We start from the raw sequence: 23,079 nt of genomic DNA on the forward strand, positions 1-23,079 counted from the left end.
CGGGAGGACGGGCTCAGAGAGATCGGTTACTCGGCGGCGACATCCATTGCCGGGAAGGGGCCGACGTAACCGGTGTAGGCGCGGTGTTCCAGCGAGCCCGGGGCCAGCTGATTATCATCGGATTCGCCGTAGGGGTGCTGGATTACACTCATGAGGTAACCGAAGCCGTTGATGTTCGGGTACCAATAGGGGGAGGTGGTCTCGGAGCCATAAGGGGTCGTCTGGATACGGGTCAGGCCGGCCTTGGAATCCGCCGCGTCCACGTCGTCCAGATTCAGCGACCAGATCACGTCGTTCTGGTGACCGGAACCGGTGTCCTCACCGATGATCAGGGTGTTGTAGCCCGTGATGAAGGTGACGTTGTCCGGGTTGGCGATGGCGTCGATATCGCAGGTGTTACCGGCGAAGGTGCTGCCTTTATCGTATTGCGCGGGAATACCGCCGATCAGGCCGTACATGTTGGTCGCCACATACTCTGAGCCGATGTCGCTGTCGGCGGCCACGTCCAGCTGGTACACCGCGCCACAGGCATTGCTCTCGGCAATCTGGATATGCCCGGTGCCGTCGGTCATGCCACTGCGCACTTCACTCATGGCCACGTACAACTTGCTTCCGTCGGGATCGAAGGTAACGCCTTCTTCCTTGCGGAATTCCGTGGTGGCACCCATCAGTGCCGCATAGCGGCGGGTCTCGAGACGCGAGGCGATTTTTTCCATACCCGGTTTCAGGCTCAGACACTCGCTGTTGCCGTTGGTGGCGGTTGCCACACAGCCTTCGGCGTCCACTTCGAAAATATCGTCAAATGTGACCGCGGGAACGCCTTCACTGCCGTGCACCGCCGCGCGGATTTCGTCATCGGTGGCGTGGCCGAGAGACACCCACTGGAGGTCGGCACTGCCGAGGCCCTCGGCAGAGGTCTGGTTCCACTTGGCCGCGTACACGGTACCCGCGCTCAGGTCGCCAGCGGTATCCGCGACGAACATGAACAGGCCAACGTTGGTGCCGTCGTCGGTCATGTAGACGGTCTTGCTGTCGGGCATCACGTAGGACAGTTCGAATGCGAGGCGCCCCATGGCGTAGTGCTTGACCAGATCGGTGGAGGGGGCGGCATCGCCCTCGGCGTTTACATTGATCTCGATATTCCAGCCGTAGAAATAGGGGTTCCACTGGCCATCGTCGGCGTAGTACTCCAGCATGCCAGCGGAGTAAATGTCGGCTGCCGCTTCGGCCCCGGTGGGCAGAGCGCGCGCGTCCGGCTCGTATTCTTCCGACGCGAGATGCGCATTCCAGGGGGTGACCGAGGCCGCGCAGTGCACCCAACCGCCATCCACGCCGGACTGGTCGATCTGCCACAGGTCTTTGGTCCTGAGCACACCGGTTTCCGGATTCTGGTCCAGCTCCAGCAGGAACATGGCACCGGGACGGGTTTCCATCTGCGACACGGAGAACAGGCGATCGCCCACCGGCAGCAGCGATGTGTGTTCGTTGGCGTCGGTGACCTTCAGCAGACCATCTTCGTCGTACAGCGGTTGGCCGGCGGCATCCACCAGCTGGCCGAACACCACCGTGCTGTTGACCGAGTCACCGGAGCGCAGCAGGGTGTGGAAGCCGATTTCGTATTCCTCGCCGTCCACGGTTACCTTCGGCGAGGCGAGAATCTGACGCTTTTCCATATCGGTGGCCGGGGCCGCGACGCCGGTGAAACTGAGGGTACGCACCGTGGGTTCGTCGCTGCCGTCGCCGGGGTTTGGATCCGGGGTGACTACCGGCGGATCGTTGCGGTCGTTGTCGTCACTGCAGGCGGGAAGCAGCACAATGGCGGTGAGCAGCAAACCCAGTTTTAGCGCCAGCGGTGTTTTTGAAAGCACCTGCGGCGGATTGGATAAGGAAATCATCGTTCAAGCCCCCAAGCTCAAAATTATTTTGCGCAGGGATTTAAACGACCGGAAGTGACAGGGGCGTGACAGGTAAACCCGTCCGTGTGACGGGTGGATGAAGATTTCGTGAATCGGGATTCGGATCACAACCCGGGGCAGGGCGCTTTTTACTCAACCGATAAATTTTACCGCGCTTTCGTCGGGGTCCCGGCCTCTGCCTTCCCGCTGCAGGCGCTCGAGATAGGCCCGCCATTTTTCCTCGCGGGTGTCGCACAGTTCGCGCAGGTAACTCCAGGTGTAGATGCCGCTGTCGTGACCGTCATCGAAAAAAATCTGCAATGCATAGCGGCCGGCGGAGGCGACCCTGTCGATACCAACATGCATTTTGCCACTGACCAGGGTGCCTTCGCCGATACCGTGGCCGCGCACTTCCGCGCTGGGAGAGTGGACGCGGAGGTATTCGGCGGAAAGCTCGAACTCGGCATCGCCGTAGTGCAGGATGAGTTTTTTACTAGCTTTGTCGAGGCGGATTTTTTTGGGCGGCTGCATGGAAAATTCCGGGGTGATTTTCTTCTCGGCAAACTTGCAAATTTATTGCTAGCAGCCATCCACGGGGAGACGTCCGGCCAGACCATCCTTGGTCTGGCGCCAACTTGAGCAGCGAGCCGTGCTCGCTATGCGCTCAAATTGGCCCTGCAAGCAGGCTCCCACAGGGTGCAATACCATCAGATCAGAGGATAAAGCGCGACAGGTCTTCGTCCCTGCTCAGTTCCCCCAGGTGTTTGTCCACATAGGCCGCGTCGATCATCACTTTGGATTCTCCGTCGCCACCGGCAAAGGAAATTTCTTCCAGCAACCTTTCCAGCACGGTGTGCAACCGGCGCGCGCCGATATTTTCCGTGGATTCATTCACGTCATACGCCACTTCCGCGATACGGCGGATGCCATCGTCGGTGAAGCTGAGATCAACGCCTTCGGTAGCGAGCAGCGCTTTCTGCTGTTCGGTGAGTGAGGCGCTGGGCTCGGTGAGGATGCGCTGGAAATCGTTGGAGGTGAGTGAACTCAGCTCTACGCGAATCGGCAGACGCCCCTGCAGTTCGGGAATCAGGTCGGAAGGTTTGGCCAGGTGGAAGGCACCGGAGGCAATAAACAGGATGTGGTCGGTCTTCAACATGCCGTATTTGGTGGTGACGGTGCAGCCTTCGATCAGCGGCAGCAGGTCGCGCTGCACACCTTCACGGGAGACGTCGGCTCCGCTGTTGCCCTGGCGCTTGGCGACCTTGTCGATCTCATCGATAAATACGATACCGTTCTGCTCGGCGGACTGGATGGCGCGGGTCTTGATCTCTTCGTCGTTGATCATTTTCGCGGCTTCGTCGTCGGTGAGCTGCTTGAGGGCTTTTTTGACGGTGAGTTTGCGCTTCTGGGTTTTGCCCTTGGACATGTTGGAGAACATGCCCTGCAGCTGATTGGTCATTTCCTCCATTCCAGGGGGTGCCATGATTTCGACACCCACGGGCGCGGCGGACACGTCGATTTCGATTTCCTTGTCGTTAAGCTCACCCTCGCGCAATTTTTTGCGGAAAACCTGGCGGGTGCTGGAGTCTTTGTCGCCGGGCTCGGTGTTGCGCGCGGGGGGCAGCAGGGCGTCGAGTACGCGCTCTTCGGCGGCGTCCATGGCGCGCTGTTTGACGGACTCCATGGCGCGTTCGCGTTCGAGTTTCACGGCCATTTCGACGAGGTCGCGCACGATGGATTCGACATCGCGGCCGACGTAGCCGACTTCGGTGAATTTGGTGGCTTCGACTTTGATAAAGGGTGCACCGGCGAGTTTGGCGAGGCGGCGGGCGATTTCGGTTTTGCCGACGCCGGTGGGGCCGATCATGAGGATGTTTTTTGGGGTGATTTCCACACGCAGTTCTTCGTTGACCTGCATGCGGCGCCAGCGGTTGCGCAGCGCGATGGCGACGGCGCGCTTGGCGTCGTGCTGGCCGACGATATGGCGGTCGAGTTCGTGGACGATTTCTCTGGGGGTCATGGACATGGTCTTTACTCGGATTCTTTTCGCATTGCTCTAGCGTGGTTCGCTTTGAGGCTGGTGCGGTGGCGGCGGGGCACCGGGTACAGGTTTTTGAAACCGCTGTGAATACATCCCTGTACGCTGCGTCGGCGACGTCCCTGTCGCCGACGCTTTCAAAAACCTGTACCCGGCACCCCACCTTCAATTCGTAGTCAGTTACTTTGTAATCAAGTATTGAATTACGTCGTCAGCAAACTGATATTCAGTTATTCAATTCTTCAATCGTGTGATTCTGGTTGGTGTACACGCAGATATCACCGGCGATTTTCAAACCCTGTTCGACAATGCTGCGCGCATCCATATCGGTGTTGTCGAGCAGCGCTCTCGCTGCCGATTGCGCGAAGGGTCCGCCGGAGCCGATGGCGATCAGGTCGTCTTCCGGCTGGATGACGTCGCCGTTGCCGGTGACGATCAGGCTGGCGGTTTCGTCGGCGACGGCAAGTAAGGCTTCAAGGCGGCGCAGGGCGCGGTCGGTGCGCCAGTCTTTGGCGAGTTCGACGGCGGCGCGGGTGAGCTGGCCATTGTGGGCCTGGAGTTTGGCTTCGAAGCGCTCGAACAGGGTGAAAGCGTCGGCGGTGCCGCCGGCGAATCCGGCGATGACTTTGTCGTTGTAGAGGCGGCGCACTTTGCGGGCGTTGCCTTTCATGATGGTGTTGCCCATGGAGACCTGGCCGTCACCGCCAATGACGACTTTGCCGTTTCGGCGCACGGAGAGAATGGTTGTGCCGCGATACTGTTCCACTGATGCCTCTGTGTTTGGGGGGTCAGAAGCTCTAAGTGTGGTCGAAGGGGTTAAATTTCAACTTTGATTTGCGGCGCCTATAATCCGCGCCATCTTCTGAGGTTCTGTGAGGACTGCCTGTGACCCGCCTGAAACGCCGCTATTACACCCTGGTTTTCGCGCTGTTCATGTCGCTGTTTATGTCGGCGCTGATGTCCGGGGTGATTACGGTGATCAACACCGGCATCACCGAGGGATTTCTGACCCGCTGGTTCCATGCCTGGTTGGTGGCATGGGTGGTGGCGTTTCCGCTGGTGTCGCTGATTGCGCCGGTCGCCCACTGGATTACGCGAAAGCTGGTGGAGACCGAGTAGTTCCGGGCTACTCCTTTTATCCCTGCGCGGGTCCTTTTATCCCTGCGCGGGGCGTTTCAACACCAGTGGCATCAGCCGGTGTTCGGCGAGGATGCTGCGGGCCTTGGCGACTTTGGAGCGGTTGGTATAGGGGCCGACGAGGACCCGGTGCCAGGTACCGCGGCTGTCGGTGGCGGATTCCACTTTGACGTCGAGGTTGGCGAGCATCAGCTGCGCACGCAGGCGCTCGGCTTCGTCTTTGTCGCGGAAGCTGGCGGCCTGGAGGATGTACACGAGATCCGGCTGCGCCTCTTCCTGCTGTGCCGCAGGGCTGTTTTCACTGCTGTCTGCCCCACGCGCGCGCACCTGCTGGTTTTTCGGCGGCGCGACCTTCACTTCATTTTCTTCCAGCAATTTGTAGAAATCGAATTTCGGCTTGGACTCCGCCGGAGCCTGCGCCTGGGGCTCCGGTTTGCTGCCGGCAACGACCTTGTTTTTTTCCGCCTTGATGTCGTCCAACAGGAAGATAAACACCGCGAAGCCGCCGACGAAATTGCCGAGCACGAACCAGACCCAGGCGGGTTTGCCGGAGGATTGCGGGCGGCGGGAGTTGCGGCGGGCCATGGTATCTCTCAAATCTTTTTATGCGGTGCGGGCGGCAAATTGTAACGCCTGCATTGGAGGCTGTCCGCCTCGCATGTATGAAAAGGCATCGTCGCGGGCCGGACGCCGCGAGGGGCACGCGCAGCAGGTTCCTAGGACAATTCCTGCGCGTCCATATCCACCGCCCATCGCAATCGCCGATTGCGATTTCCCTCCGCCCATTGGCAAAAGCGGGTGAGCAGTGGCTGGAGCAGGCCGCGCTTGTCGGCGGTGATCTGGATATAGAAGCGGAAGCGCCCGGATTTGCGCTCCAGCAGTGCCGGTACCGGCCCCAGATACTGCAATTCCGGCGAACCCGGCGCCAGCGCTTCTAAATAATTGCGGGCGTTGGCGAGAAACTCCTCGGCCCAACGCGGCTCCTCGCACTCGGCACGCACCAGTGCCATGGCGCGTATCGGGGGCAGTTGGGCGATCTTGCGCTCCTCCATCAGCTGGCGGGCGAAGGCACCGTAGCCGCGGTTCAGCAGCAGCTGCAGCAGGGGGTGCTCGGGGTAGCGGCTCTGCACCAGCACGTGGCCCGGCAGATCGCCGCGGCCGGCGCGGCCAGCCACCTGTTCCAGCAGCTGCCCCATACGCTCGGGAGCGCGGAAATCGGCGCTGAACAGGCCGCCATCGGCGTCCTGGATCACCACCAGGGTGACCTTGGGCAGGTGGTGGCCTTTGGCGAGCATCTGGGTACCCAGTAACAGGCAGGGCTCGCCATTGCGCGCCGGTTCCAGCAGTTTGTCCAGCGCCTGCTTGCTGGCGGTGGTGTCGCGGTCGACGCGGATCACCGGAAAATTTCTGAAGCTGTGGGTAAGGAAGTCCTCACTGCGCTCGGTGCCCGCGCCCAGCGCATTCAAATTGCGACTGTGACACTGGGGGCAGCTGTGCACTTCGCGCATGCGGTAGTCGCAGTGGTGGCAGCGCAGATGTCGGCTCCGGCGGTGCAGGGTGAGCTTGGCGGAGCAGTGGGGACAGTCGGCGAGCCAGCCGCAGTCGTCGCAGGTAAGCGCGGGCGCGTAGCCGCGGCGGTTGATGAACACCAGTGCCTGTTCGCCGCGATTCAGGGTATCGCCGATATGCCGCAGTACCTGGGGGGCGAAGCCCTCCTGCAACTGCTGGTGCAGGGTCGGCACCACGCTGATTTGCGGTGGGCGCGCGTTGCCGGCGCGATGGCGCAGACGCAGGTGCCGGTAGCGGCCGGAGAGCGCGTTGTGCAGACTCTCCAGCGACGGTGTCGCCGACCCCAGCAGCACCGGTACGCCAGCGCTTTTTGCCAGCACCACGGAGAGATCGCGGGCCGAATAGCGCACGCCGTCCTGCTGTTTGAAGGAGCCGTCGTGCTCCTCGTCGATCAGAATCACGCCGAGGCGCGGCAGCGGCGTGAAAATCGCCGAGCGGGTGCCGATGACGATATCCGCCACCCCGCTCGCGGCGGACAGCCAGGCGCGGGCACGCTCGCCGTCGGCGAGGCCCGAGTGCAGCGCAGCAATGCGGAAATCCGGGAAGCGCGCGGCAATACGGCGCAGGGTCTGCGGGGTGAGGCCGATCTCCGGCACCAGCAACAGTGCCTGATGGCCCTGAGTGAGCGCGCGTTCCATCAGCCGCAGGTAGACCTCGGTCTTGCCGCTGCCGGTGGTACCTTCCAGCAGTGACGCGCTGAAACCGCTGGCGGGGACGCCGTCGATTACTTCGCGCTGCTCGTCGTTCAGCTCTGGAGCGGGCTGCGGTTCCACATCTTCCAGCGGTGGTGGCGCGGTGGGGCCGCTGACCCAGCGCGCCAGATTGCGCTCGATCAGCGCCTTGCACACGGCGCTGTTGAGGCCGCGGGCGTTCAGCGCGGTGCGGCTCTGGCGGTTGGTTCTCAGCAGCAGTTGCAGCAACTCCTGCTGTTTTTTCGCCCGCGCCAGCGCGGTCTCCGGCAGGCCCTTGCCCTCTGTCGTCAGCTCCAGCCACTGCTCGGCCCAGTGGTCCGCCGGCTTGCCCTTGCGCAGGGCGACGGGAAGGGCGGCCGCATAGAGTTCGCCCACCGGCGCCTGGTAGTAATCCGCCGCCCACTGCAGGAACTGGCGGCTGCGGGCGTCAAAGATGGGCTGGCGGTCGATGCGCTCGGTGGCGGGTTTCAGCTCGGCGAGCGGCGACTCCGCCACCACGTCCACCAACACCGCCACCAGATCGCGGTTGCCGAAGGGCACCAGAAAGCGCTGGCCCGGCTGCAGGTCGTCGGCGCTCAGGCCCTGTGGCGGCAGGTAGTCGAACAGGCGACGCAGGGGCACCGGCACCGCCAGGCGCAGAATCGCACTCGCGCCCCGTGGTTGCACATTTCCCTGTTGCATGTCCTGCTGCGCCCCCACTACCGTCAAGCTGCCTCCGCGTGTGTCGCCTGTTGATTTATCCGCATGGAACTTGCAAAGCGCGCTAGTGTACCGGCTCCCGCCCGCGGGTACAGCGGCGCCGGAGTCTGGGGCATGTGCCGCCACCGGCCGATACCTGCCGCGCCAAAGCCGCAGGCCGCGCCGGACGTGACTTTGCGGGCACATTTGAACTTGTATCGGCAGACTAATCTGGTAGTATGCGCCGACTTTTTACACAGCCCGGGGAGTCATCCCCTGAACCAATGACGATTCCGTGCTCAGCAGATGACTGGGTGGCGGTGTCGAAAAGAGGCCATCATGAAGACCGATATCCACCCGAATTACGTTCAGATCACTGCCACCTGCTCCTGCGGCAACGAGTTCAAAATGGGCTCCACCCTGGGCAAAGACATCCAGCTCGACGTCTGCTCCAACTGCCACCCGTTCTACACCGGCAAGCAGAAGCAAGCGAGCACCGGTGGCCGTGTGGACCGCTTCAAGAAGCGTTTCGGCAGCCGCATCTCCAAGTAAGCATCGGCGCGCCGCGCACCGGAATGATCCGTTCGTTGCCGGTGACCGAAAAGGCATTCAGGGCTTCCCTGAGTGCCTTTTTTTATGCCTGTATTCTGCTGCTGGCGACACTTCTCCCGGCTCACGCCGACTGCGTACTGGGGGAGGCGGACGAGATTGTCGCCCTGAAGAAGGTGGTGGACGGCGACACCCTGCGCCTCAAAGACGGCCGCCGGGTGCGCCTTATCGGCGTCAATACGCCGGAGCTTGCCCACGGCGAGCGCCGGGCACAGCCGCTGGCGCGCGAGGCGAAGGAGTTCACCGAGCGTTTCCTCGAGGGCGGCGATCTGGAACTGGTGTACGACCGCGATCGCCGCGACAACCACGGCCGCGTGCTGGCCCATGTCTACAACCACCGCGGCGACAGCCTGGAGTCGGCCCTGCTGTCCGCCGGGCTCGCCTTCCATATCGCCATCGCGCCCAATCTCTCCCTGGCCGAGTGCCTTTCCACCCGCGAACAGGAAGCCCGGGACGCCCATCGCGGCGTCTGGGCCCCCGGGGTGTGGCCGGTGCTGAATGCGGCGGATATCCGACCCGGCGATGGCGGCTTTGTGTTGCTCACCGGCACGGTGAAGAAAGTGGAGAAAAACCAGTTCCTGTGGCTGGAACTGGACGGTCCGGTGGCGGTGCGCCTGCGAACCGGGCGGGATTATGGCCACTTGGACGGGCGCAATTGGCAAGGGCGCAAAATAGAAGTAAAAGGCTGGCTGGTAGACCGCGGACAGAAATATCTATCCCTGAATAAGAAAAATAAACGGTGGTTTATTTCATCCGACTCAGAATTCACCATTGAAATTAGTAGGAAATAACTCAACAGATCGTTTTTTGAGCTTGTGAATTTCCGGTCGTCTCGGCTATTCTTCGCGCCTCGGATAGGAAGGCAAACAAACCGCCCTCCCCACAATAAAATCAATACATCCGCCGTAACCCGCGCCCAGCCGCAGAATGTTGGCCGCGCTTTCCAGACCAAAAGAGATGACATCCCAATGACCTATTCCCTGCGCCAGGCAGCGCTGGATTACCACGCCCTGCCAACACCGGGCAAACTCTCGGTGGAGCTGACGACCCCCGCCCAAACCCAGGAAGACCTGTCCCTCGCCTACAGCCCCGGCGTGGCGGAGCCCGTGCGCGAAATCGCCAAGGACCCGGAAGCGGCCTACCTGTATACCGGCAAGGGCAATCTGGTGGCGGTCATCTCCAACGGCACCGCCATTCTCGGCCTCGGCAATCTGGGCCCACTGGCCTCCAAGCCGGTGATGGAAGGGAAATCCCTGCTGTTCAAGCGCTTTGCCGGTATCAACTCGGTGGATATCGAAGTGGACACCACCAGCCCCGAGCGCTTTATCGAGACGGTCGCCGCCATCGCCAACACCTTCGGCGGCATCAACCTCGAGGACATCAAAGCGCCGGAGTGCTTCCACATTGAAGAGGCGCTGATCCAGCGCTGCTCCGTACCGGTATTCCACGACGACCAGCACGGCACTGCCATTGTCACCGTGGCGGGTATGCTGAACGCACTGGAGATTCAGGGTAAGAACATCGGTGACGTGCGCATCGTGTGCCTGGGCGCCGGCGCCGCCGCCACGGCCTGCTGCAAACTGCTGTTGGCCGCCGGAGCGAAAAAGCACAACATCACCATGCTCGACAGCCGCGGCGTGATCCATTCCGGGCGCACGGACATCAATGCTTACAAAGGCGAGTGGGCGCGGGATACGGAAATGCGCACCCTGGACGACGCCATCGAGGGCGCCGATGTGTTTCTCGGTGTGTCCGGCCCAGACCTGCTGACGGCAGAGCAGTTGGCGCATATGGCGGACAGACCCGTGGTGTTTGCCTGCTCCAACCCGAATCCGGAAATTTCTCCGGAACTGGCCCACGCCACCCGCGACGATCTGATCATGGCCACCGGCCGTTCGGACTACCCGAATCAGGTAAACAATGTGCTGTGCTTCCCATTCATATTCCGCGGTGCGCTGGACGTGCGCGCGACGCGCATCAATGAAGACATGAAGCTGGCGGCGGTGGAGGCCCTGCGCCGACTGGCCCGCGAACCGGTACCCGACGAAGTGCGCGCGGGTTACGGCGGTGTAGAGCTGAGTTTTGGCCCCGGCTACATTCTGCCAAAGCCCACCGACCCGCGCCTGCTGCCGGAAGTGGCGGCGGCAGTGGCTAAGGCGGCGGTGGACAGCGGCGCGGCGCGATTGCCGTATCCGGCGCACTACCCGCTGAAGGCGCTGTAAGGTTTTGGTTTGCGCTCTGTGCTTGCTGCGAAGGTGACGATAGCGGGTGCAGCCTTGTGAGACCTTCCGCGAGAGGGGCCGAAGGCGCCGCGAATACTTGGAGCGGCTGGGCCACCTCGCGGAAGAGCCCCCAGGGATGGGTTCACGGCGTGTCTCACAAGGCTGTACCCGCTAGCGGCACCGCCACCGGGGCCACATCGAAGCGCGGTTCGCCTGCAAGCAGGCTCCTACTGTCGAAATCCTTCACGTCCCGCCCTAATCCCGACACAATTCTTGAGCCCCACCCCCACCGCCGCTAAACTCCCCCCATGTCTGAAAAGAGTTCCCTCCCCGCATGAGTCACGTTTACGTGCTGACCAATCAGCACCAGCAGTTTCTGAGTAAAAGCAACGACTGGATCGACGGCCGCGACAGCGCCCGATTGTTCCGCACCGAATACAAAGATGTCGCCATCAACCAGATGTTCGAGGCCAACACCCGCGACGTCGCCCTGCGCATCGAACTGCTGGAATGCGGTCTCGACAGCAAGAAAAACCCTCAGATTCCCGCCGATGCCCTGAGTGACGAACCGCTGTGTGCGGATGACAACGATACCGGCGAAGCCGCAGAAGAGAGCGGCGATCCGGAGGAACTGCCACAACCGGACCCGAGTGAGGCACCGCCGGAGTACAACCCGGAAGTAGATCCCGAGCCGGCGCCGGAGGTGGAGCCGGATTCGCAGCCGGAGATCGATCCGGACGAGTACCCGGGCGACACACCGGAAATTGAACCAGGGCAGCCGCCGGAGTCCATCGTCGGTCAGCCCTGACGCGCTTCTTTATCAAACACATGTCCCTTGAGTTGTGACTCTGCGCCCCCACCTAGGCGGAATACGCAGACACCCCCGATCGCGGCATATCCGGCAAAATGGCCGACCGGCTGCGCACAGGAGATCCCAGTGCCCACATTCAACCTGGCCGAACTGGCCCAGCCGGAAGCCCTGTCCCTGTTAAAGGGCATTCGCCGCGGCATCGAAAAAGAAAGCCTGCGGGTGACCCCCGAAGGTGAACTGGCGCAGACCGACCACCCCCAGGGCCTGGGCTCCGCGCTCACCCACGACTGCATCACCACCGACTTCGCCGAAGCCCTGCTGGAGTTCATCACCCCGCCAGTGGCGACACCGGAGCAGGCGCTGGAAAAGCTCGACCAGATCCATCGCTACACCTACAGCCAGATGGGTGACGAACGCCTGTGGGTGAACAGCATGCCCGGGCGTATCGGTCGCGACGCGGACATCCCCGTGGCCCGCTACGGCAGCTCCCACAGCGGCACCATGAAGACCATCTACCGGCTGGGCCTGGGTCTGCGCTACGGGCGCGCCATGCAGACCATTGCCGGTATCCACTACAACTTTTCGCTGCCGGATGCGTTCTGGCAGTGGTTACAAGAAAAAGAGAGCGGTAGTGACCAAACAGGCAATAAAGAGTCGTTAAAAGACTTCAAAACCCGCCGCTACTTCGACCTGATCCGTAACTTCCGTCGCCACTACTGGCTGCTGATCTACCTGTTCGGCGCCGCGCCGGCGGTGTGCGGCACCTTCGTGCAGAACCGCCAGCACAACCTGCAGCCCTTCGATGGCGACGGCCGCAGCCTCTATTCGCCCCAGGCCACCTCCCTGCGCATGGGCGATCTCGGCTACACCAGTGACGCACAGAAATCCCTGATCGTCTGCTACAACGACCTGCAGAGCTATCTCTCCACCCTGTGTACCGCCATCAGCCTGCCGTACCCGCCGTACCACGAGCTGGGCGTGAAGGACGCCGACGGCGAATACCAGCAGCTGTCCACCGGCCTGCTGCAGATCGAAAACGAGTTTTACTCCGCGATTCGCCCCAAAAACCCCGCCGGCATGGGTGAGACCGCACTCTCTGCGCTGGACGCCCGCGGTGTCGAATACATCGAAGTGCGCTGTCTTGACCTCAACCCCTTCGTGCCGCTGGGCATCGAAGCGCCGCAAATGCGCTTCCTCGATGCCTTCCTGCTGCACTGCCTGCTCAGTGACAGTCCACAGACCGACAACGCCGACTACCGCGCGGTACAGGAAAACCAGGCGCGCATCGTCTACCGTGGCCGCGACCCGGAACTGCAGCTGATCCACAACGGCGGCGAGCGCAGACTCACCGACTGGGCCGGCGAACTGCTGGACCAGATCGCCCCCATGGCCGACCTGCTGGATCAGACCTGGGCCAGCCACGACTACCAGCGCGCAGTCACCGCGCAGCGCGACAAGATCGCCGGCATTACCCCGACACCCGCGGCGCAGATACTCGCGGAAATGCACGAGCACGGGCAGACGTTCTTCCAGTGGGCCAAAGCCAAGGCCGAGCAACACCGCCAGTACTTCCTCGAGCGTCCGCTGGATGCGGCGGAACAGGCGGAGTTCGAACGCCTCGCGCAGGAATCCCTGCAAAAGCAAAGTGAAGTGGAGGAGTCGGACAAGGGCAGCTTTGAAGACTTTCTCGGCCGCTATTACGCGCAGTATGTGTTCTGCCAACGAGACCTCTGAGCCTCGACGCGAAGGCGCTGCTACCGAACTCATTCAAAGAGCCCAAAAATGAACTACCTCGCCCACTTGCTTCTCTCCGGCCCCGATCCGGACTGGCAGCTGGGCGGATTGCTCGGCGATTTCGTCAAAGGTCCGCTGAAGGGTGAGCGACCGCAGGCCATCGAAGACGGTATCCGTCTGCACCGTCGCATTGATCTGCTGAGTGACCAGCATCCCGCCTACCTATCCGCACTCGCCCGCCTCGGCCCCCGGTGGCGCCGCCTCGGTGGCATCGCTCTCGATATTTTTTTCGACCACCTGCTCGCCGTTAGCTGGCAGCAATGGACTCCGATACCGCTGGAAACCTTTGTCGACACCTGCTGGTCCAACTTCCACCAGCGTCGGCAGTGGATACCGGAAAACGCCTGGGCATTTATTCAGCGCGCCGAGCAATTTACACTGCTGCCCGGCTACCGCGACGTCGATGTCATCCAGCGCACGTTAGAACGTGTCGGCCAACGCCTGCGCCGACCGCAGCCACTGGCCGATATGCTGCCACTGCTGCAGACCGACCGCGTATCGCTGGCGCGCGAATTTAACGCGCTGTTTGCCGACCTCACACAGCAGGCGACGCTGTTCCGGCAACAGCACCCGAATCAGATTGACCCCGGAAAATAATTACATGACCTTGCCCAACCCACGCACCACCTTCCTGCTGATGTTCCTCACGGTCATCGCTGTACTCACTACCGCGTTTTACATGGAATACGCCATGGGGCTGGAACCCTGCCCGCTGTGCATCACCCAGCGTGTCATGTTTCTCAGTATCGGCCTGGTCTCCCTGATCGCCTTCCTGCACAACCCTCACACCATCGGCCGCCGCATCTACGGCCTGCTGGTATCGCTGTGCGCCCTCGGCGGCCTGTATTTCTCCGGCCGTCAGCTGTGGCTGCAGAGCTTGCCCGCAGACCAGGTGCCCGCCTGCGGCCCCGGCATTACCTACATGGTGGAAATGTTCCCCATGTCCGAGGTACTCAAGACCCTGCTCACCGGTGACGGCAACTGCGCCGAAGTGAAATGGACCCTGCTCGGCCTCTCCATTCCCGGCTGGGCCGCAGTGAGCTTCGTCGGACTGATCCTGTTCGGACTGTGGCAGGCCTTCCGCAAGCGCTGAATGTTCGTGGCGCTGCTCAAACAACTTCCGCGCTGGGTGCTCGGCGCCGCTCTGCTGGTGGCCTTCGACCTCGCGGGGCGCAGCCTCAGTGCCACCTTTGCACTGCCCGTTCCCGGCCCTGTGCTCGGCATGATTCTGCTGTTACTGGCGCTGATGCTTTACGGGCGTGTGCCCACCGGGCTCGCCAGGGTGAGCGAACGGATATTGCGCTTACTGGTACTGATCTTTCTTCCCGCCTCTGTGGGGGTCTTCTTTGTGCGCGACCTGTCCGGCGGTGACTGGTTCGCTCTGATCGTCGCCATGGTCATCGGAACCCTCATCAGCTTTGCCGTCACCGCGCTGTTGCTGCAGCGCCTGATCCAGCCCACCCAGAGACGATCCACGCCGGGTAGCCACCTCGGAGAGGGGCAGCACAATGGGGAGTGAGGTCAAACTCTGGCTGGAGCAACTGACGCAGGTGAGCGAAGCCTTCCTGCAGCCGCTGTCCACCACCCATCCGCTGGTGATCATGCCGCTGAATATCCTAGCCTTCTGGCTGGGGCTGAAACTCTACCGCCGTACCGGCACCCCACTGTTGCATCCCGTGGTCGGTGCAAGCCTTCTGGTATTCGCCGGCTTGTGGCTTATGCAGGTGGATTTTTCCGGTTACCGCCAGGGCAGCGGGTTGTTGTACCTTTTGCTCGGCCCGGCCGTGGTGGCACTGGCGATCCCGCTCAAGCAGAACCTCGCGACCGTGCGCCGGGCGGGGTGGCCGCTGATGCTCGGGCTGCTGGTGGGCGCGATCCTGGCACCACTGGTAGCGGTGATCATCGCCGCGCTACTCGGCGGCAGCCGCACCGTCATCATTGCACTCACCACCAAATCGGTGACCACACCGGTAGCCCTGGCCCTGGCCCAGGAGCTGCACGGTATCCAGAGCCTTGCCGCGGGCGTGGTGGCATTTACGGGGATTGTGGGCGCAGTGGGCGGCCCAAGCCTGCTACGGCTTCTGGGAATCTCCGACGAACGCATAGTGGGCTTTAGCCTGGGTATCAACGCCCATGCCATCGGCACTGTGCGCGCCCTGGAAGTCAGCGCTCTGTGCGGCGCTTTTTCAGCGCTGGCAATGGGTCTTTGCGGCGCGCTGACTGCTTTGCTGTTGCCGGTATTCGCAACGCTGTGAGGTGTTCAGCGAAGTGCCGTTGTGGCGTATTTTTCCGCGTCTTTCTTGCCCGCGGCGGCATAAGCTTCTACATTCCATTAAGCGGTTGTAGAAGTCACAAAAGGAAACTTGGAGATGTTGGAAAACTGTAAAAACGCGCAGGAGCGCTGGGGCGGTGTCAGCCAGATCATCGATCGCTGGTTGCAGTCCCGTCAGGCTCTGCTGGTGAGCTTTTGTCACCTTTCGGAGAAGAAGGAATTTGCCGATGGCGACCGCGAAGCAGAAGCCAGCGTGCGCATCCTGTGCCAACAGCTGGTGGACTATGTATCCGCCGGACACTTCGAAGTCTACGATCAACTGATCCTGGAGGGGCGGGCATTCGGCGACAACGAGGGCCTGCAACAGGCCAAGGCCCTGTATCGGGAAATCGATGGCACCACCGATGTGGCCGTGGACTTTAACGACAAGTACCAGGAAACCGACGATCTCGAATCCCTGGCCCAGGACCTCTGTGATCTGGGTGTGGCACTGGAAACCCGCTTCGCGGCGGAGGATCGCATGATTGACACACTGCATACCGCGCACAAGAATCAGCTGGCCTGAGTTCTCTCTCGGGCGGGAAAACAAAAAAGGGGCCATCGGCCCCTTTTTTTGTTTTACACACGCTCGAACAACGCGCGGTAAACACCTTTAGTGGTTGTGCCCGTCGTCTGCCTTGCCCTCTTCCGCAGCACCCTGTTCCGCAGCACCTTCGTCGCTGTTGACGTCCGCTTTGTGCAGTTCCACTTCAAAAACCAGGGTGGAGTTGGGGCCAATCAGCCCGCCCGCACCGCCCGGACCGTAAGCCAGGTCAGAGGGAATATAAAGCTCCCATTTGGCGCCTTGCTTCATCAGCTGCAGCGCTTCGGTCCAACCCTTGATCACGCCATTTACCGGGAACTGTACCGGTTTGCCGTTTTTGTAAGAGCTGTCGAATTCGGTTCCGTCGATCAGAGTACCTTTATAGTCTACTTCCACCACGCTGGTTTCGCTGGGGCTCGGGCCGGTACCTTCGGTGATCACCTTGTACTGGAGGCCGGAGTCGGTGGTTTGTACACCTTCTTTCTTGGCGTTTTCTTCCAGGAATTTCTTGCCGTCTTCCAGATTCTTGTCCGCGGCCGCCTTGAACTCAGCCTCCTGCTTGGCCATCAGCTCTTTCTGCTTGGCCTGCATGTTTTCCTGGAATACCTGAATCACCTGCTGCTTGTCTTCTTCACTCAAGCGGGACTCGCGACCACTGGCCACATCTTCCAGTGCCATAGCGACAATTTTCGGATCCAGTGCCACATCCTGGGACTTGAGGCGGTTGGCCATATCTTCGGCGATGATATAGCTGACTTTCTGCTCCTGGGACTCGAGCTTGATATCCGCGGTCTTTGCGGATTCCTGTTTGTTACAGCCGACCAGTGCAATACCCAGTGCAATCGCAGCAGCCAAAGAAGTTTTATTCATGAGAGTGATCTCTTTAATTTCTGTGAATCAAAATATGTAACGAGCTGGGCTACTGATCCTTCCACCCCTCTCTACTGTTGTACACCCAGACCACTGTGCGCAGTGTGCGGCAGATCACAGTTGCGTCGAGTCCGGCCAGCGACAAGGAGTCTAACCCATGCGGGTTGCGGCTGCACACTGCCCGGTAAGACGCCAAATCGCGCAAGATGTTTCAGTTCCGTGTAATTTTTTCTCACCTCTCGCGAGGCCCCGGGTCGCACACTCGGCAGAAAAATACAGACGCACGATAGTGCACCGGATTCGCGGGACCTCAGGGATGCACTTCCCAAATAACAGCGCTATTATCAGCGTTCAACCCTGATTTTTTTCTCCGGAAGATAGGTGGTACTGCGCTACCGGGAGTGAGTCCAGGGCCCAGATCAAAACCGATTCCGACAACCCGATTCAACCGCAGGATTTCGACCCATGGCCGCCAAACGCAAAGCTGCTGTATCCATTGCCGATCTCGAAAAGCAGATTACCTCAATCATCAATCAACTCGACAAGGCGCGGGCCAAGGAAGCGGCGGATGCCGAAAAAGCCCTGAAAAAAGCCACCAAGGACGCCGCTGCCGCACAGGCGCAGGTGAAGAAGGCGAAAGATAAACTGACCGCTGCACGCGCCGCCGCAAGCAAGGCCAAAACCGCCGCGGCAAAAGCCTCTGCCAAGAAAAAAGCCGATGCCGCGAAGGCCGCGGTTGTCAAACTCGAAAAAGCGGCCAAAGACGCTGCCAAGCTGGCTGCCGATGCCGCCGCCACTCTGACGGCCGCCAAGCTGGCCGTGAAGACCGCCGAAACCATCCGCAAAGCTGGTGAAGCGGCCGGCAAGAAAGCCCTTGGAGCGAGCAAGCCGAAGAAGAAGGCGGCCGGCAAAAAGGCCGCTACCAGGAAATCTGCGGCAAAGAAAGCAGGTCCGGCCAAAAAGACCAGCACGGTAAAAGTCGAAAAGGCACCGGCTAGCGAGAAAAAAGCCAGCGCGAAGAAGGCCGCTGCGAAAAAGGCTCCCGCCAAGAAAGCCACCGCGAAAAAAGCACCCGCCAAGAAGGCAGCCGCGAAGAAAACCCCGGCTGCGGAAGTGAAAGCAAAAGCGGCGGCGAAAGCACCGGCTAAAAAAACCTCCGCCAAAAAAGCCGCGCCGAAAACCAACGCCAAGCCCGCACAGAGCAAAGCCGCCAAATCCAACGGCAGCAAGCCGGTGACAACCGCTCAGGAAAAGATGCCGGCAGCCACCGGGGTCACTTCACCGGAACCCATCATGAGCAAGACCTCGGAGCCCAAGCCACTGATGCCTGAAGCCAGTGCCGTGGCCATCAATCCCATTACCCCGAGCATCACTCCCAGCACTCCGGCCAACAGCCTGTTTGCCACGGAGGAGAACCCGCACTATGGTCCGGAAGAGCACAAACACAAGTACTGAGTTTGTGCGCAGCGCCCGCTCAACCGGGATCGGGCGCCGTACCGGGAGTCGAACCTGAGGCAGCCCTCAGAGAAGACGCAGCACTGGTAATCCCGGCACTGGTACTGTATGCATCGATCAGGCCCGCCCAGCGGGCCTGATCCTTTTGCAGCAAACCATATTGCTGCCCCGCCAGCTCCAGTGGTGAGCGGGTTTCCGGCCAGGGTTCACCGTTCAATTTCCACAATGCCGCCAATTGCCGCTGCTCCATACGCAGCTCACAACGCTTGCACCACTCGTACAATCCTCCGCCTTTGTTAACCCGCGCGAGCCAGCGTCGCAGGTTCCGCATGCTGCTGATCATGCGCCGGCGCGGCGCCAGACCACGGTCTGCCACCCGCCAACTCTCGTCACTCAACTGGCGCCCGCAGGCACTGGCATAACTCGCCCACAACAGCAGGCACACATCTGCGCCGCGGGCGTCCTGGCATTCGAGCAGAAAATCGGCCACCTGCGGCTGGCGGTAAAATTCCAGGCTGAAATCCCACAGTGGATTCTGCAGCGGGGAGGGCGGCGAAGATGGAGGTGCGGTACCTGTCACGATAGAATCCCGGCGTTTTGTTTTTGGATAGCCTAGTGTCCCGAGGCATAAGTTGCTATTTGATTTTGGCGGCGAATTAAAAGAGGTTCCCATTGATCAATCTACAAGGCGTATCACTGCAGGTGGGCGGACGCGACCTGCTGCGCGACGCCAACTGCCGCATTTTCCCCGGTCACAAGATCGGCATCATCGGCGCCAACGGCTGTGGCAAGTCCACCCTGTTCAAAATGCTGCTGAAGCAGCAGGAAAGCGACACCGGCTCCGTCGAAGTGCCCTCCGGCTGGGAGGTCGCACACATGGCCCAGGAGGTCTCCGCCAGTGAGCAGAGTGCTCTCGACTACGCCCTCGACGGTGACCACCGTCTGCGCCAGCTGCAACAGGAGCTGGATGCAGCGGAAGCCGACGGCAGCGATGGCAAACTGATCGGTGAACTGCACGAGCGTATGGCGGCGATCGACGGCTACTCCGGCCCCGCGCGCGCGGCGCAGCTGCTCGACGGCCTCGGTTTTTCCCACGCGGACCAGCAGCGCCCGGTAAAGAGCTTTTCCGGGGGCTGGCGTATCCGCCTCAATCTGGCCCGCGCGCTTATGTGTCCCGCGGACCTGCTGCTGCTGGACGAGCCCACCAACCACCTGGATCTCGACGCAACCCTGTGGCTGGAACAGTGGCTGCAACGCTTTCCCGGCACCTTGCTGATCATCTCCCACGACCGGGATTTTCTCGACGCGGTGGTGGACGGCATCGTCAGCTTCGAGCAACAGTCACTGGTGCTGTACAGCGGCAACTACACCGCGTTCGAGCGCACCCGTGCCGAGCGTCTGGCACAGCAGCAGGTGCAATATGAGAAGCAGCAGGCCCAACGTGCGCATATGGAAGATTTTGTGCGCCGCTTCCGCGCAAAAGCGTCCAAGGCCAAGCAGGCCCAGAGCCGCCTCAAAGCGCTGGACCGCATGGCGGAAATTGCCCCGGCGCACGTGGACTCTCCATTCCGCTTCCGCCTGCCATCAGCGGACAAGGTCTCCAACCCGTTGGTGGACCTGCGCGAGGCGGTCATCGGATACCCCGGCAAGACCATCCTGCCGCGAGTGGAACTGGGGATTCAGCCCGGTCGCCGCATCGGCCTTTTAGGTCCAAACGGCGCCGGCAAATCGTCCCTGATCAAGACCCTCGCGGGGGAGCTGCCCCTGCTCGGTGGCGAGCGCCAATGCGGTGAGCACCTGAAGATTGGCTATTTTGCCCAGCATCAGCTGGAGGCTCTGGACTCGAAAGCGTCACCGCTGTTGCATGTGCAGCGGCTCTCTCCCGACGCCAGCGAACAACAGCTGCGGGATTTTCTCGGCGGCTACGGTTTTGTCGGCGACCGCGTGTTTGAACCGGTGGGCGGCTTCTCCGGTGGAGAGAAGGCACGGGTGGCACTGGCGCTGCTGGCGTGGCAAAAACCCAACCTGCTGTTACTGGACGAACCGACGAACCATCTGGACCTGGAAATGCGCCACGCCCTGACCATGGCGCTGGCGGAGTTCCCCGGGGCCATGCTGCTGGTATCCCACGATCGCCACCTGCTGGCCAACACTACCGACGAATTCATTCTGGTGGCAGAGGGTCGCGCCGAGCCATACGATGGCGATCTCGACGATTACAAACGGTGGCTGCTGAGTTTCAAACGCGAGGAAAAACGGCAGGGTACCGAGTCACAGACCACTGAAGGCAAACCCGGCGAAGATAAAAAAGCGCAACGTCGCGCCGCTGCTGCACTGCGCGAACAACTGAAGCCGCTGACCAACAAGCTCAAAACCGTTGAGCAAAAAATGGCGAAGGTGGAAAACGAGGTGCGGGAGATTGAGCGCAGGCTCGCCGACGAAAACCTCTACAGCGGCGGCCAGCAGGACGAGATTGCGCGCCTTACCCAGGCGCAGGGTCAGGCACGCGAGACGCTGGAAGAACTGGAGTTGGAGTGGCTTGAAATTTCTGAACAATTGGAAGCCGCGCGGGACGCATAATTCCGACGGGTTCAGATCAACAGGGCGGCGATGCCGCCCCGACAAAACGGGTTACTTGGAAAATTCCGCCGGGTTGTAGGGCTCATGGGGGCAACCCTCCTGGTTTACCGCCATACCCATGGGAGTTGCCGGGCACTGATCCAAATAGTCCGGCACCCCATCGCCATCGCTGTCGATGGGGCAGCCGCGGGCGTCCACATCAATGCCCGGAGGGGTTTGCGGGCACTGATCGATATTGCTGTAGATCCCGTCGCCATCCCAATCCCTCGGCGTCACTTCGTCCCCCCACTGATACCCGATGGCAAGACTCACAAAACCGTCCAGGCCGCCCTCTTCAACCCCCTGAAACCCGCGCGCGTCTCCGCGCAGTTGCCAGCGTGGGCCCAGGCGGTATTTGATACCGGCGCCAAAGTTGACCATGGTCTGGCGGTTGTGCCAGTTGTCCGGATAGCCGAAGGAGTCCTCATCGATTCTGATTTCACCAGCACCGGCCACCACATAGGGCTGCCAGAGATAATTGCCACAGAATTGACCGGCGAACTGGTACATCAGGTCGAGGTGATAGTTCTGTACGCCCACGTCTTCCCGGGTGTCTTCGACATTGACACTGAAATAGTCGTATACCCCTTCCAGGGCCCAGCGGTCGGTGAGGTTGTAGCCGAAACCGAAGCCCCCACCCGCACTGTCGTCCAGTTCATAGCCGAAGTAGGGCGTGCCATCGAGGCGCGCGTCGTCGAACCAGTACTGACCACCATTCAGGTACAAATTGAGGGTGCCTTCGCGGTCGGCGAGGGCCTGTGCACTGCACAGCAGGGTGAGACCGCCCAGTAAACAGGTGCGCATGAATATTGCGGCAGGGAAGGGGATTTTTGTCATTGTGGCTCCGGGCGTCCGTTTACCGGTAGTCTTGAAGATAGCACAGCGAGCCCGATGGTCGGGTCCGCTGTGACTGTGCCATGCGGCGTTTATTTTTTCCTGTACAACAGGTCCCACACGCCGTGTCCGAGACGCTCACCGCGGCGCTCGAATTTGGTCTGCGGGCGGAATTCGGGGCGGGGGGCGTAATTGCCTTTGCCGGCCGTGTTTTCCAGCATGCTTTCCGCTTCGAGTACTTCGAGCATCTGTTCGGCATAGTTTTCCCAATCGGTGGCCATGTGCATCAAGCCGCCCGGCTTCAGTTTGTTGCAGAGGAGTTTTACGAACTCGGGCTGCACGATACGGCGCTTCTGGTGCTTTTTCTTGTGCCAGGGGTCGGGAAAATACAGCTGGAAGCGGTCGAGGCTGCCATCACTGATGCAGTCGTTCAGCACATCGACCGCGTCGGCCATATAGACGCGCAGGTTTTTCAGTTCGTCCTTGCCCGCATTGTTGATCAGGCGGCCGACACCCGGTGGGTGCACTTCGATGCCGATAAAGTCTTTGTCCTGTTCGGCTCGCGCCATTTCCAACAGGGAATCGCCCATGCCAAAGCCGATCTCCAGCACCACCGGTGCTTCGCGGCCGAACACTTCCTTCGGGTCGATGCTGCCGTCGAACAGGGACAGACCGTAAGGTCCCCAGTAGTTATCAAACGCGCGGCGCTGGCCTTCGGTCATGCGGCCGGCGCGAATCACGTAGCTGCGGATGGATTTCTTTTTGAATTCGGTACGGTAGGGGAAGTCTTCTTCCTCACCACCCTGTTCGTTGATGGGTTCTTCTTGCATCGCTGTTTGATTACCTCGTGGCTTCGGAGCACTGTCCATTGACTGCTTCGTAGCTAGTGCTGTGGCGGCCCAGCACCGGGTATGGGTTTTCAGAACCGCTGTGAATACATCCATGTACGCTGCGTCGGCGACGTCCCTGTCGCCGACGCTTCTGAAAACCCATACCCGGCA

General features: G+C 61.1%; 23 protein-coding genes. 13 read left to right on the top strand and 10 right to left on the bottom strand.

The window, feature by feature from the left end; translation table 11 throughout:
- Positions 1 to 26 precede the first annotated feature (26 nt).
- From C3938_RS07060 to hslV, 4 genes are all read right to left on the bottom strand, one after another.
- Positions 27 to 1,895: a PhoX family protein gene (locus tag C3938_RS07060; RefSeq protein ID WP_105102470.1), complete on the bottom strand. Its 1,869-nt coding sequence runs from the start codon at positions 1,893 to 1,895 to the stop codon at positions 27 to 29.
- Positions 1,896 to 2,048: 153 nt separating this feature from the next.
- Complete coding sequence (locus tag C3938_RS07065; RefSeq protein WP_105102471.1) at positions 2,049 to 2,426, bottom strand: gamma-butyrobetaine hydroxylase-like domain-containing protein; 378 nt, start codon at positions 2,424 to 2,426, stop codon at positions 2,049 to 2,051.
- Positions 2,427 to 2,607: 181 nt separating this feature from the next.
- Positions 2,608 to 3,921: an ATP-dependent protease ATPase subunit HslU gene (gene hslU, locus C3938_RS07070; RefSeq protein ID WP_105102472.1), complete on the bottom strand. Its 1,314-nt coding sequence runs from the start codon at positions 3,919 to 3,921 to the stop codon at positions 2,608 to 2,610.
- Positions 3,922 to 4,159: 238 nt separating this feature from the next.
- The gene (gene hslV / locus C3938_RS07075) at positions 4,160 to 4,699 is read right to left on the bottom strand and encodes an ATP-dependent protease subunit HslV (RefSeq protein WP_105102473.1); all 540 of its coding nucleotides are present in this window, start codon (positions 4,697 to 4,699) and stop codon (positions 4,160 to 4,162) included.
- A 119-nt stretch (positions 4,700 to 4,818) separates the two neighbouring features.
- Here hslV and C3938_RS07080 point away from each other — a divergent pair, with 119 nt between their 5' ends.
- On the top strand, positions 4,819 to 5,052 hold the full coding sequence (locus C3938_RS07080) for a DUF2798 domain-containing protein (RefSeq protein ID WP_199775504.1): 234 nt from the start codon (positions 4,819 to 4,821) through the stop codon (positions 5,050 to 5,052).
- A 36-nt stretch (positions 5,053 to 5,088) separates the two neighbouring features.
- Here the strand turns inward: C3938_RS07080 and C3938_RS07085 are convergent, their stop codons facing one another.
- Both C3938_RS07085 and C3938_RS07090 read right to left on the bottom strand, forming a co-directional pair.
- The gene (locus C3938_RS07085; RefSeq protein WP_105102474.1) at positions 5,089 to 5,655 is read right to left on the bottom strand and encodes an SPOR domain-containing protein; all 567 of its coding nucleotides are present in this window, start codon (positions 5,653 to 5,655) and stop codon (positions 5,089 to 5,091) included.
- Positions 5,656 to 5,786: 131 nt separating this feature from the next.
- On the bottom strand, positions 5,787 to 8,030 hold the full coding sequence (locus C3938_RS07090) for a primosomal protein N' (protein ID WP_233998801.1): 2,244 nt from the start codon (positions 8,028 to 8,030) through the stop codon (positions 5,787 to 5,789).
- Positions 8,031 to 8,348: 318 nt separating this feature from the next.
- On the opposite strand from C3938_RS07090, the gene rpmE reads away from it, so the two are divergent.
- The 10 genes from rpmE to rsd all read left to right on the top strand — a co-directional run bounded on the left by rpmE (position 8,349) and on the right by rsd (position 16,282).
- Positions 8,349 to 8,561, top strand: coding sequence for a 50S ribosomal protein L31 (rpmE, locus tag C3938_RS07095; protein WP_105102475.1), 213 nt, complete (start codon positions 8,349 to 8,351; stop codon positions 8,559 to 8,561).
- A 23-nt stretch (positions 8,562 to 8,584) separates the two neighbouring features.
- The gene (locus tag C3938_RS07100) at positions 8,585 to 9,409 is read left to right on the top strand and encodes a thermonuclease family protein (RefSeq protein ID WP_105102476.1); all 825 of its coding nucleotides are present in this window, start codon (positions 8,585 to 8,587) and stop codon (positions 9,407 to 9,409) included.
- A gap of 177 nt (positions 9,410 to 9,586) precedes the next feature.
- Positions 9,587 to 10,840: a malic enzyme-like NAD(P)-binding protein gene (locus C3938_RS07105; RefSeq protein ID WP_105102477.1), complete on the top strand. Its 1,254-nt coding sequence runs from the start codon at positions 9,587 to 9,589 to the stop codon at positions 10,838 to 10,840.
- Positions 10,841 to 11,174: 334 nt separating this feature from the next.
- On the top strand, positions 11,175 to 11,648 hold the full coding sequence (locus tag C3938_RS07110; RefSeq protein ID WP_105102478.1) for a hypothetical protein: 474 nt from the start codon (positions 11,175 to 11,177) through the stop codon (positions 11,646 to 11,648).
- 129 nt (positions 11,649 to 11,777) lie between these two features.
- A complete protein-coding gene (gshA, locus tag C3938_RS07115) occupies positions 11,778 to 13,385 on the top strand; it encodes a glutamate--cysteine ligase (protein WP_105102479.1) in 1,608 nt (535 codons plus the stop codon).
- A 48-nt stretch (positions 13,386 to 13,433) separates the two neighbouring features.
- Positions 13,434 to 14,042, top strand: a complete 609-nt coding sequence (locus C3938_RS07120) for an ACP phosphodiesterase (RefSeq protein ID WP_105102480.1) — start codon at positions 13,434 to 13,436, stop codon at positions 14,040 to 14,042.
- Between the two features lie 4 nt (positions 14,043 to 14,046).
- On the top strand, positions 14,047 to 14,538 hold the full coding sequence (locus C3938_RS07125) for a disulfide bond formation protein B (RefSeq protein ID WP_105102481.1): 492 nt from the start codon (positions 14,047 to 14,049) through the stop codon (positions 14,536 to 14,538).
- Between the two features lie 6 nt (positions 14,539 to 14,544).
- Positions 14,545 to 14,964 carry a CidA/LrgA family protein gene (locus C3938_RS07130; RefSeq protein ID WP_158681595.1) on the top strand — a complete coding sequence of 140 codons (420 nt, stop codon included), beginning with the start codon at positions 14,545 to 14,547 and terminating at the stop codon, positions 14,962 to 14,964.
- Positions 14,954 to 15,700 carry an LrgB family protein gene (locus C3938_RS07135; protein ID WP_105102483.1) on the top strand — a complete coding sequence of 249 codons (747 nt, stop codon included), beginning with the start codon at positions 14,954 to 14,956 and terminating at the stop codon, positions 15,698 to 15,700. Before C3938_RS07130 ends, C3938_RS07135 begins: the two co-directional genes overlap by 11 nt.
- A gap of 114 nt (positions 15,701 to 15,814) precedes the next feature.
- Positions 15,815 to 16,282: a sigma D regulator gene (gene rsd / locus C3938_RS07140; RefSeq protein WP_105102484.1), complete on the top strand. Its 468-nt coding sequence runs from the start codon at positions 15,815 to 15,817 to the stop codon at positions 16,280 to 16,282.
- Positions 16,283 to 16,369: 87 nt separating this feature from the next.
- Here the strand turns inward: rsd and C3938_RS07145 are convergent, their stop codons facing one another.
- Positions 16,370 to 17,170: an FKBP-type peptidyl-prolyl cis-trans isomerase gene (locus tag C3938_RS07145; protein ID WP_105102485.1), complete on the bottom strand. Its 801-nt coding sequence runs from the start codon at positions 17,168 to 17,170 to the stop codon at positions 16,370 to 16,372.
- Between the two features lie 465 nt (positions 17,171 to 17,635).
- Here C3938_RS07145 and C3938_RS17800 point away from each other — a divergent pair, with 465 nt between their 5' ends.
- Positions 17,636 to 18,625 (top strand): histidine kinase, encoded by a 990-nt coding sequence (locus C3938_RS17800; RefSeq protein WP_158681596.1) that lies wholly within the window; start codon positions 17,636 to 17,638, stop codon positions 18,623 to 18,625.
- Positions 18,626 to 18,644: 19 nt separating this feature from the next.
- Here C3938_RS17800 and C3938_RS07160 read toward each other — a convergent pair whose 3' ends face one another.
- Entirely contained in the window at positions 18,645 to 19,205 is a 561-nt protein-coding gene (locus C3938_RS07160) for a TIGR02444 family protein (protein WP_233998703.1), read from the bottom strand.
- A gap of 92 nt (positions 19,206 to 19,297) precedes the next feature.
- Here C3938_RS07160 and C3938_RS07165 point away from each other — a divergent pair, with 92 nt between their 5' ends.
- Complete coding sequence (locus tag C3938_RS07165; RefSeq protein ID WP_105102487.1) at positions 19,298 to 21,205, top strand: ABC-F family ATP-binding cassette domain-containing protein; 1,908 nt, start codon at positions 19,298 to 19,300, stop codon at positions 21,203 to 21,205.
- Between the two features lie 51 nt (positions 21,206 to 21,256).
- On the opposite strand, the gene C3938_RS07170 is transcribed toward C3938_RS07165, so the two are convergent.
- Positions 21,257 to 22,081, bottom strand: a complete 825-nt coding sequence (locus C3938_RS07170) for an outer membrane beta-barrel protein (protein ID WP_105102488.1) — start codon at positions 22,079 to 22,081, stop codon at positions 21,257 to 21,259.
- An 89-nt stretch (positions 22,082 to 22,170) separates the two neighbouring features.
- Positions 22,171 to 22,908 (bottom strand): tRNA (guanosine(46)-N7)-methyltransferase TrmB, encoded by a 738-nt coding sequence (gene trmB / locus C3938_RS07175; RefSeq protein ID WP_105102489.1) that lies wholly within the window; start codon positions 22,906 to 22,908, stop codon positions 22,171 to 22,173.
- Between the last annotated feature and the right edge of the window lie 171 nt (positions 22,909 to 23,079).

The organism is Microbulbifer pacificus, assembly GCF_002959965.1.
GTDB classification, from domain to species: Bacteria; Pseudomonadota; Gammaproteobacteria; order Pseudomonadales; family Cellvibrionaceae; genus Microbulbifer; species Microbulbifer pacificus_A.